Raw genomic sequence first — 10,679 nt, 5'->3', positions numbered from 1 at the left:
AGGGAGAGGGGAGTTAGGGTGGTGCGTTCGCGACAGCGTTGCGTAGCAATAACAACGTAGAGAAACGTTTTTTTGCTATTTGATTTTGCTATTTGATCAATGACTACTCCTCCAGCCGACGACACTTGTGGTAGCCCCTATCCGCCGGCGGCAAAGGTGGCCATCAAAATTAAAGAGAGCAAAATGCCCGGAAAGAGCAGCAGCACCAAGGTTAAAAACTCAGAAAGGCTCATGACAGCACAAAGAACAACAACCGAGGGCACCAGTCCCCAACCTAGCGATTCCGGCAGCCCTTCCCATCCTCCCTTTGGGATCCCTTAACAGTTGCCGTCGATGGCCGACCCCTGAGGCTTTTCCCCTTCTGCCGGCGATATCCTGGCAAAGGGAAAGTCTTCTTCAAGCGCTCCGATGGGCATCCAAGGCAGGCGTATTGCCGTCGAACCTGGGGATCTGCGTCCTTGGCTGCAAGAGGCCGTTTTGGCAGGGGGTGGTGAGCTGGTGCCGCTGGCCGAAGCGGAGGCGCTGGTGTGGGCAGATGCCTTTGACGTGCCCAAGCTCAAGCAGTGTCTTGCCGAAGGAAAGGGGATCCGCTGGGTGCAGTTGCCCTGGGCAGGGGTGGAACCTTTTGCCCAGGCAGGGGTTTTGGATCCCGCCTATGTGTGGACCTGCGGTAAGGGGGTGTACGCTCAGGCGGTGGCCGAACATGCCCTGGCCCTCACCTTGGCCGGCCTGCGGGATCTGAAAAGCCGTGCTTTGGCTCAGACTTGGCAGGCGGGATCCGGCACCAGCCTCTGGGGCAGCCGCGTGGTCATCTTTGGGGCGGGGGGCATTGCCCAGGCGCTGATCCAGTTGTTACAGCCCTTCCGCTGTTCCATTGACGTGGTGCGGCGCAGGGCGGATCCCTTGCCAGGAGCCAGCCGGGTGGTGACGCTGGCAGAACGGCAGGCGGTGCTGGCAGGGGCGGATGTGGTGATCCTGGCCTTGGCCCTCACCCCGGAAACAGAGGGGATCATCGCCCGGCGGGAGCTGGAGCAGATGGGATCCCAGTGTTGGCTGGTGAATGTGGCAAGAGGCAAACACATCGTGACCCCCGACTTGGTGGCCGCTCTGCAACAGGGGGTGATTCGCGGGGCCGCCTTGGATGTCACGGATCCTGAGCCCTTGCCGGCTGGGCATCCCCTCTGGAGCTTGCCCAATTGCCTCATTACCCCCCACACAGCCATTACCGACGCCATGATTGTTCCTGCCCTCTCCGAGCGGGTGCGGGAAAATGTGCGCCGCTTTCGGCTGGGGGATCCCTTGCTGGGGGTGGTGGATCCGGTTTTGGGCTATTGAGCCCTCACCCCTTGAGAGAGGGGAGCTAGGACTCGCGGGGGGCCATCTCCTGCACGCGAGCGGCGATGGCCTCGGCCATCTCTTGCGTGCCGACGGGCTCCCCTTGCGCCAGGTCATAGGTGACGTATTTGCCTTCGGCAATGACCGACTGCACTGCCGCTTCTACCCTCGCGGCGGCTTCCCGCTCGCCCAGATAGCGCAACATCATGGCCCCGGAGAGGATAAGGGCAGAGGGGTTGACCTTGTTTTGGCCGGCATACTTGGGCGCCGAGCCGTGGATGGCCTCAAAAACCGCAATGCCATCCCCGATGTTGGCCCCTGGCGCCACCCCCAGCCCGCCGATCATGCCGGCGCACAGATCCGAGATGATGTCCCCGTAGAGGTTGGTGAGCACCAGCACATCGTAGAGCTGCGGCTTCTGCATCAGTTGCATGCACATGTTGTCCACGATGCGATCTTCAAACTCGATGTCGGGGTACTCCTGGGCCACCTCCCGCGCCACCTGTAAAAACAGGCCGTCGGTAAACTTCATGATGTTGGCTTTGTGGACGGCAGTTACCTTTTTGCGGCCGTTTTGGCGGGCGTATTCGAAGGCAAACTTGACAATGCGGCGGCTGCCGAAGTCTGAGATGGGCTTGATGCCGATGGCGGATCCCTCGCGGATGGGTTTGCCGGAAAGGCGCATCATGGCTTCCCGCGCTTGGATGGCTGCCGGTGTGCCCTGCTCAAACTCGATCCCGGCGTAGAGATCTTCGGTGTTTTCCCGCACCACCACCAGGTCAATGTCTTGAAAGGGGCTTTTGATCCCCGGGATGGACTTGGCCGGGCGCAGGTTGGCGTAGAGATCCAGCTCTTTGCGGATGGCCACATTCACCGAGCGAAAGCCGGTGCCTACGGGAGTGCCGATGGGCCCTTTGATGGCCAGCTTGGTCTCTCGGATCGACTCCAATACGTGGGGCGGTAAGGGGGTGCCGTATTTCTCGATCACCTCCACCCCTGCCTCTACCGGGATCCATTCCAACCCAACCCCGGTAGCCTCCAAAACCGTGGTCATCGCCTTGGTCACTTCCGGGCCGATGCCATCCCCAGGAATCAAAGTCACACGATAGGCCACCGATGCTTCTCCTCGCAGCGTGAAAACTCCGTCTTGCCGGCGGATCCCCCCATAGATAGGTCAGATAACCGGGGATCCCCTAGGCTTCAATGACTATAGAACAGGTTGAGAGCGAAAATGCTGCATCCGCTACCTTGTCAATGGGCGGGGCCGGGGACGAAATTAGGGAGTCGGGGGCAAGGGAATCCGCAGCTCCACGACCGTGCCACTGCCGAAGCGGCGGTTACGCCAGGCAATGGCGGCCCCGATCAACTCGGCTCGGTAGCGCATGTTGAGCAGCCCATGTCCATGGCCAGGCATGGGATCCGCCCCACCCTTGGACTCCGGCATACCGCAGCCATCGTCGATGATCTTCAGCTCCAAGTGGGTGCAGAGAGCCTGAGTATCCTGCCGGGGCTGAATGATGAGATCGATGCGCCGTGCCCCTGCATGTTTGACGATGTTGTTGAGGGCCTCCTGCACGATGCGGAAAATGTTGCTCTGGCAGGCGGGGCTGAGGCGGGAGAGCAGGCCATCGGCTTGGTTGTCGAAACGGGTGAGGAGGGGATGCGGGGATCGCTGGGCGGCCCGTTCCAGGAGGCTGCGCAGGGCCGGGCCCAGGTTAAAGGCCCGCATGGCCGTCGGCTGTAAATCTTCCACGATCCCCCGCAACTCGGCCATGGTTTCCCTCAGTTGGGCGCTCATGGCCTGCAACTGGGTCTGGACAGCGGGGCCAACGGCTGGATCCCCAGAGAGCTCCTGAATCTGGCGAGATAAAGCTCCCAGATCCGCCAAGGTTTGGTCGTGGAGATCGGCGGCCAAGCGACGACTTTCCGCCTCTCGCCCCTCGGTTAGACCCCGCAAAGCTGCTGCTGTCGCCTCCTGACGGCGAACTTGCTCGTAGAAGGAGGCCCGCTGCAAGGCCACTGCCGTAATGTCCGCCAGCGCGTTCACCAAGTCCGCGTCTCCGGGAGCAAGTCCGACGGCATCGGCGGTTTTGCCGGGCTCAACCGACGGCATGAACGCACAGAGCACCCCGGCCACCTGGCGAGCATCGGTGACTATCGGCACAGCCAGCAGGGAGCGGATGCCGTTCTGGAGCAGACTTTGGCGTGTGTGGGCAGGCAGCGGGAAGGTGTGGACATCGGCAATCAGCAATGTGTCTAGCTGGCGGTAGCAATTGGCCCAGATGAGCTGGCCCAGCTCAGGGGGCAGAGTCTGTCCCACCTGGGAAGGGATCCCCGGCTGACGACGATACTCCTGGTGAATGGCCAGGGGCTCTGGGGGAGAAGCAGATGAAGGCTGCGGAGTTGCAGGGGGCGCGATAAAATCGCAGCGATCCACCTGCAAAGCCTCTGCCATACCCTCGAGGGCAATCTGCACCACCTGCTGGGGATCATAGGTGCCGCTGAGGCGCTGGGCGAGCTGGCGCAACAGGCTTTCCCGCTGAGCCGAGATGCGGGTCTGCTCGTACAGTTGCGCCTGCTTGAGGGCGATCCCTGCCTGCTCGGCCACGGCTTCCGCCAACTCCAGATCCTCCGGCTGCCAAGGAGAAGGGATCCGGGAGCCGCGCAGCAGGGCAATCCCCCCCAACAGCTCCTGCTGCCGCTGCGGATGGTCATACAAAGGTACCCACAACAGCCCACTTCCCTGCCGCTGCGGCTGCAAGTCATCCGGCACCACCACCGGCTCCTTCAAGGTGGCCAACAGACCGGCTGCCCAGCGCAACCTGGCCTGAAGAATTGTCTCCGAGAGTTCTGGGGATCCCATCAGCAGGGCATCCAACGAGGACTCCGTGCCGCTCACGAGAACGGACGGATTAAGCTGCGGCGCATAGAGGCCCACGGGGCACAGCAGCTCCTGCTCCGGCTGCCAAAGGGCCAAGATACACACATCCGCCTGAAAAGCCGCCCCGATCTGCTGGGTGATCGCGTGGAAGAGGGTGGTGGGATCCAGGCTGGAGCGAATCGCCGCTGTGATCGAGTGCAACAGCGCCAGCCGTTCCGTCTGCTGATGGGCATGCTCGAACAAGCTGGAACGGGTCAGGGCAATCGCCAGTTGATAGGCCACCGAGCGCAACAGGTCGATCTCCTCCGGCTGCCAAGGATGGGGTGTAGTGATGTATACCCCCAGTAACCCGATCATCCCCCCCTGCACACCGGGCCGTCCTCTATAGGGATCCCTCCCGCCGATCTCCGCTCCCACCGACTGCACCGGGATCAGCACCGCCGAGCGAGCTTGTAGCGCCTGGAAGGCAGCCAGCCCCGCCGGCGGCAGGAGATCTCCATCCGGCGGCAGAGGCAGGGCGATTTGCACCACCTGCCCCGCCCGCAAGCGCTCGCAAAGCGAGCCAAAGTCTTGGATCCGGTACACCTCTCGTAGGCAAGGGGCTAGTCCAGGGCTCAGGGCTTCGTGGGTGACCTGAACCGTCTGCTGGTCCGGGTTGAGACTGTAAAAACAGCAGCGGCTCAGCCCCTGCACGCCTTTCGGGAGAAAGGCCTGTTGTAGCTCCCTCAGGGCAGTGCTGACGATTTGATCCCACTGCAAAAAGCGGTGAACAGTGCTGGTGATGCGGTTGAGCAACGCCTCCCGCACCGCCTGCCGACGGCTGCGCTCCAGCAGTTTGGCATTGATGATGGCGCTGGCCGTATAGGAGCAGAGGAACTTTACCACCTCCACAAAGCTGGCCTGCAGAGGGATCCGGCTCAGCAGGGCCAAAGCGCCCAGCCGCTCCTCCCCGCGGTTAATGGGGTGGGCGACAAAGCCCCGCAGGCCATTAGCCCTCACCCACTCCGGGGCAGGCATCCAGGCTTCTTGATCCGGGTTGTTGCTCAAGAGGGGCAACCCTTGCTGGGCCACACGCCCCATAGGGCTGTCATCGGGGTAGATCCGCTCAATTTGATCGTGGGCAGGGCTGACCAGGCCGGCATGGGCCACCGACTGAAAGCAGCCCTCCTGCGGGTCGAAAAACCAAAGGCGGGCGGAGGCCACGCCCAAGCGGCTCACCATCTGCTGCACCAGGGTCTGGGCCAACCTGCGCAAGCCCTGCTCCAGCACCTCCGGCTCTGCCGCTTCTGAGGATCCCTGGGAAGAGAGAAGCACCAGTTCCTGGACGATTTGGTTGGCAGCTTGGAGCTGGATCAACAACGAGGAATCTGGATCGACACAAGCCTGCAAAGGCATAGCAGCAAGCAATCAAAAACTTGAGCAAACTCAAAACTTCAGTCAGGCAACCAACTTCTGCACCGCCTCCAGCCGCCCCAAAGCCCAGCCCCGCCGCTGCAGCAGCGCAAAAGAGGCCATCAAATCCGGCCCCTGCAGATCCCCTGTCAGGGCGGCCCGCAAGCTTTTCATCAGCAAGCCCTTTTTCATGCCCTGACTTTTGGTTACTTGCTCCACCAGCGGCTTCAGGCTGTCTGCGGCAACGGGCTGGGGCAACTCGGCAGCGGCCAACGTGGCCGCCGTGGCCGCCATGGCTTCCGCCACCCCCGGCAGGCGCAACTGTTCCAAAGCTGGCAAGGTATAGCTAAGGGGCTCTTGAAACAAAAAGCGGCTGAGGGGAGGGGCCTCGGTCAGGCGGTCGATGCCCTCGGCAACGAGGCGAGCCACATCCTCCAGCCAACCGGGATCCGGCACGGATCCCAGGTCAAACCCCGCCGCCTGCCAAAAGGGCGTCAGCCGCTCCACCAATTCTGCCGGCGAGAGCTGCTTGATGTACTGGCTGTTGATCCAGTTGAGCTTGTCCCAATCGAAGCGAGCAGCGGCCCGGTTGACCCGGTCGAAGTCAAACTGTGTAGCTGCCTTTTCCAACAAGAAAAGCTCTTCCCCATCTGGGGGCGACCAACTGAGCAAAGCCAAGTAGTTTTTGAGGGCCTCCGGCAAAAAGCCCATTTGCTGAAACTCTGTTACCGAGGTCGCCCCATCCCGCTTGGAGAGCTTCTTCCCTTCTGGGTTGAGGATGAGGGGGGAATGGGCAAATTGCGGCGGTTCATGCCCCAGAGCGCGGTAGAGCAAGATCTGTTTGGGTGTGTTGCCGATGTGGTCTTCGCCGCGGATGACGTGGGTAATGCCCATGTCGATGTCGTCCACCACCACCGCCAAGTTGTAGAGAGGATAGCCATCCGCCCGCGCGATCACCATATCCCCCCCCAAGTCCTGGGTGTTCCAGGTGATGGGGCCGCGGATGAGATCCACCCAGGACACCTCCAGGGGCTCCTCGATCTTGAAGCGGATCACCGGCTGCCGGCCCTCGGCTTCGTAGTCGCGGCGCTGTTCCTCGGTGAGAAAGCGGTGGCGGTTGTCGTAGCGAGGGGCTTTGCCGGCGGCCTTTTGGGCGGCGCGCATTGCTTCCAGCTCCGCCTCGCTGACGTAGCAGCGGTAGGCCAGCCCCCGTTCCAAAAGCTGCTGCACCACCGCTTGGTAGCGGGCGATGCGGTTGGATTGGTAGATGGGCCCTTCGTCCCAGTCCAGCCCCAGCCAGGCCAGCCCCGCCAAAATGTTGCGGGTGTAGCGGGGGGAAGAGCGCTCGCGGTCGGTGTCTTCAATGCGCAGGATGAACTGGCCGCCGTGGCGGCGGGCATACAGCCAGTTAAACACTGCCGTCCGGGCGGTGCCGATGTGCAAATTTCCAGTTGGACTGGGGGCAAGGCGAACGCGAACACTCACAGGCTTATGGATCCCAAGCAGAGCATCTTGATCCTAGTCGGCGGCGGGATCCCTTGTCATGTTGGGGGCTGCAAGTGGTTGCCAATTGAGGCATGTCGAGTAGAATCCGCCTTAGCTGCCGGTCAACAGGTAGGCTCCCCGGGGGTAAAAGTTGGTGGGCAACGCCCAAATCTCGCTTTTTTTCCGGTGTTGAGGAACAAGCTGTAGCGTAGGAGGAATCACGGCACATGCGTCTGGCCTTAGCCATTGTTCTGGGTTGTCTAGCTGCTGGGATCCCGGTTGGATCCGCTTTTGCCCAAATCGCCTATCCTTCCTACCCAGTGGGGGATGCCCTGGATGAGATCCTGCTAGATAGGGGCAAAGATGTGGATCCAGTGATTTTCCCTGAAGAGGTGGTGCGCTCCCAGGCCCGGCGAACCACCGCCTTCTTCACCACTTTGCTCAACCAGCGCGCCAACATCCCACCCCTGCGCTCGCTGGATCTGCCCAGCCCCTACCAGGCCTCGGTTCGTACCCAGGCCGGCTACTATCGCGTCACCCAGACAGAGCCTGTTTTGGATTCTGAAATCTTGCGCTAGAGATATCCAGGGTTCGCTCCAGCAGCAGTTCGCTCTTGTGGCCGAAAAGTTGGGTCTGGAGCCCCGTTCTGCCCCTACGCGGAGGCAAGCCGGTGGGGCGGCTTTTGGCTTGCATAGCGGCGAGAGCACCGAAAAACCCAAACGGCTGTCTAGGGGCTGTTTGCGCAGTGTTGCCCGGCAACAGCGGCTCCGCCGGGACGGGGAATATGTCAAAATTCGGCAAGAACCCTCGAGTGGTCGCGATGATCCCACCGGATGGATCCCCTCTTTCTTCGGTTGCTGCCTGGCATAGCCTCCCCCTTGCCGCCGCCATCCAGAAGTTGCACACCGATCCCGATCGTGGCCTCACCGCTCAGCAAGTGATCCAGAGGCAGCGGGAATTCGGCCCCAACGAGCTGATCTCCACCTCTGGCCGCAGCGCCTGGCAGCTCTTTCTCGACCAATTCCGCAACGTTATGCTGCTGATGCTGATCGCCGTGGCGGCGATCTCAGCGACTCTGGACTTGCAGGAAGGCGAGTTCCCCAAAGATGCTCTGGCCATTCTGTTGATCGTCGGCCTCAATGGTCTGCTGGGCTACTTGCAAGAAAGCCGGGCGGAAAAAGCGCTGGCGGCCCTGAAAAAGCTGGCCTCCCCCAGCGTGCGGGTGCAGCGGGACGGGCTGTGGCAGGAGATCCCCGCCAGCCAGTTGGTGCCAGGGGATCGGGTGCTGCTGGAAGCGGGGGTGCAGATCCCAGCCGATGGGCGCTTGGCGGAAGCGGTGAACCTACAGGTGCGAGAGGCGGCCCTGACCGGAGAGGCGGTACCGGTCACCAAGCAGGCTGATTGTGTCCTCCCCGAAGACACAGAGCTGGGCGAGCGGCGCAACATGGCCTTCATGGGCACCGAGGTGCTGCAGGGGCGAGGGATCCTCTTGGTTACTGCCACCGGCATGAACACGGAGCTGGGCAAGGTGGCCAGGCTGCTGCAGACGGTAGAAAACGAGCCCACCCCCCTGCAGCGGCGCATGAGCCAGTTGGGCAATGTGCTGGTGTCGGGATCCCTGGCCTTGGTGGCGCTGGTGGTGATCGTGGGGCTGCTCCAGGCCGGGAGCATGGCGCCTTTCACCGCGCTGCTGGAAACTTCCCTCAGCATGGCCGTGGCGGTGGTGCCGGAGGGGCTGCCGGCTGTAATCACGGTTACCTTGGCCATCGGCACCCAGCGCATGGTGCGCCGCAACGCCTTGATCCGCCGCCTGCCGGCCGTAGAGACCCTGGGATCCGTCACCACCATCTGCTCCGACAAGACCGGCACCCTCACCGAAAACAAAATGGTGGTCACCGACATCCTCACCCCCGAGCGCCACTACCAGGTCAGCGGCAGCGGTTACATTCCCAAGGGATCCTTCTACTGCGGCGGCCAGCCCATCGATCCCCAGAGTGCCCCCGATTTGCAGGCCTTTCTCAGGGCGGTGGTCTTCTGCAACGATGCCCTGTTGCAAGCCAATCTCTCAGCCCAGCGCGGCGCTGCCCCCACCTGGTCAATCCTGGGGGATCCCACCGAGGCCGCCCTGCTGGTGGCTGCCGCCAAGGCCAACCTGCAGAAAGCCTCTTTGCAAGAGCAGCACCCGCGGGTGCAGGAGATCCCTTTTAGCTCGGAACGCAAGCGCATGAGCGTGGTGGTGCAAGAGGAGGGCAGCTACCGCGTCTACGTTAAGGGATCCGCCGAGCTGGTGCTGGAGCAGTGCACCTATATCCAGAAAAGCGGAACTTGGCAGATGCTCTCAGAAGCCGATCGCCAGGCCATTTTGGGCGCCAACAACCGCCTCGCCGGCCAGGGCATCCGGGTTTTGGGGGTGGCCACTCAGCAGTTGCAGCGGATCCCGGAGAACCTGGAGGAGATCGAGCGCAACCTGGTGTGGCTGGGCCTAGTGGGCATGTACGATCCCCCTCGGCCCGAAGCGCGGGAAGCGGTAGCCCGCTGCCAGCAGGCCGGGATCCGCACCCTGATGATTACCGGCGATCACCAACTCACCGCCATCGCTATTGCCCGCGAGCTGGGCATCCTCGACTCCGAGAACCAGGCCATTGATGGGCGCACCCTCTCCCGGCTGAGCTTTGAGGAGCTGATGGAGACGGTGCAGAGGGTCAACGTCTACGCCCGCGTGGCTCCCGAACACAAGCTGCGCATCGTGCAGGCCCTGCAAAAGCAAAACCAGTTTGTGGCCATGACCGGCGATGGCGTCAACGACGCCCCTGCCCTGCGCCAAGCGGATATCGGCATTGCCATGGGCATCACCGGCACCGATGTCAGCAAAGAGGCCAGCGACATGGTGCTGCTGGACGACAACTTCGCCACCATCGTGGCGGCCATTGAAGAAGGGCGGGTGGTCTACAGCAACATCCGCCGCTTCGTGAAATACATCCTGGGTAGCAACATCGGCGAGGTGTTGACCGTGGCTGCTGCACCCCTTCTGGGCCTAGAGGACGTGCCGCTGACGCCCCTACAGATCCTGTGGATGAACTTGGTAACCGACGGCTTGCCTGCTCTGGCTTTGGCAATGGAGCCGGCGGAGCCAGGGGTGATGCAGCGTCCCCCCTTCAACCCCAAAGAAAGCATCTTTGCCCAAGGGCTCGGCGCCTACATGGTGCGCATTGGCGTCGTCTTTGGCTTGGCGACGATCCTCATGATGGGGATTGTGGAAGCCTACATCGTTCACTGGCGCACGATGGTCTTCACCACCCTGTGTATTGCCCAGATGGGCCATGCGCTGGCGGTTCGCTCCAACGACAAGCTGACCATCGAGCTCAACCCCTTTTCCAACCCCTACCTGCTGGGGGCGGTGTTGACCACTTTGCTGCTGCAGTTGGCCCTGCTCTATGTGCCCTTCCTACGCGACTTTTTCGGGACAGAAGAACTGACCCTCACTGAGCTGCTCATTTGCGTCGGCTTTAGCACAGTAGTGATGGTCTGGGTAGATCTGGAAAAACTCTACTGCCGCTGGCGCCCCCGTTAACCGGCTAGCTTCCAT

6 protein-coding genes are annotated in these 10,679 nt (G+C 62.1%); 3 read left to right on the top strand and 3 right to left on the bottom strand.

Annotated features, from left to right (window positions below):
* The first annotated feature begins 408 nt into the window (after positions 1-408).
* Entirely contained in the window at positions 409-1,335 is a 927-nt protein-coding gene (locus NW844_RS03245) for a D-isomer specific 2-hydroxyacid dehydrogenase family protein (protein WP_414333430.1), read from the top strand.
* Between the two features lie 25 nt (positions 1,336-1,360).
* On the opposite strand, the gene NW844_RS03240 is transcribed toward NW844_RS03245, so the two are convergent.
* From NW844_RS03240 to gltX, 3 genes are all read right to left on the bottom strand, one after another.
* Complete coding sequence (locus tag NW844_RS03240) at positions 1,361-2,449, bottom strand: isocitrate/isopropylmalate dehydrogenase family protein (RefSeq protein ID WP_414333428.1); 1,089 nt, start codon at positions 2,447-2,449, stop codon at positions 1,361-1,363.
* Between the two features lie 162 nt (positions 2,450-2,611).
* Positions 2,612-5,611, bottom strand: a complete 3,000-nt coding sequence (locus NW844_RS03235) for a GAF domain-containing protein (RefSeq protein WP_414333426.1) — start codon at positions 5,609-5,611, stop codon at positions 2,612-2,614.
* 42 nt (positions 5,612-5,653) lie between these two features.
* Positions 5,654-7,093 (bottom strand): glutamate--tRNA ligase, encoded by a 1,440-nt coding sequence (gene gltX, locus NW844_RS03230; protein WP_414333424.1) that lies wholly within the window; start codon positions 7,091-7,093, stop codon positions 5,654-5,656.
* Between the two features lie 227 nt (positions 7,094-7,320).
* On the opposite strand from gltX, the gene NW844_RS03225 reads away from it, so the two are divergent.
* Positions 7,321-7,671 (top strand): hypothetical protein, encoded by a 351-nt coding sequence (locus tag NW844_RS03225; protein ID WP_414333422.1) that lies wholly within the window; start codon positions 7,321-7,323, stop codon positions 7,669-7,671.
* Positions 7,672-7,913: 242 nt separating this feature from the next.
* Positions 7,914-10,664 (top strand): cation-translocating P-type ATPase, encoded by a 2,751-nt coding sequence (locus NW844_RS03220; RefSeq protein ID WP_414333434.1) that lies wholly within the window; start codon positions 7,914-7,916, stop codon positions 10,662-10,664.
* Positions 10,665-10,679: the final 15 nt, after the last annotated feature.

The organism is Synechococcus sp. H55.2 (genome assembly GCF_047462495.1).
Classification (GTDB): Bacteria; Cyanobacteriota; Cyanobacteriia; order Thermostichales; family Thermostichaceae; genus Thermostichus.
This window is presented reverse-complemented; position numbering and strand designations above follow the sequence as displayed.

Excerpts from the sequence above, each read along its gene's own strand:
- NW844_RS03225 (WP_414333422.1), top strand. The coding sequence starts at position 7,321 with ATGCGTCTGGCCTTAGCCATTGTTCTGGGTTGTCTAGCTGCTGGGATC.
- NW844_RS03245 (WP_414333430.1), top strand. The coding sequence starts at position 409 with ATGGGCATCCAAGGCAGGCGTATTGCCGTCGAACCTGGGGATCTGCGT.
- NW844_RS03220 (WP_414333434.1), top strand. The coding sequence starts at position 7,914 with ATGATCCCACCGGATGGATCCCCTCTTTCTTCGGTTGCTGCCTGGCAT.
- NW844_RS03235 (WP_414333426.1), bottom strand. The coding sequence starts at position 5,611 with ATGCCTTTGCAGGCTTGTGTCGATCCAGATTCCTCGTTGTTGATCCAG.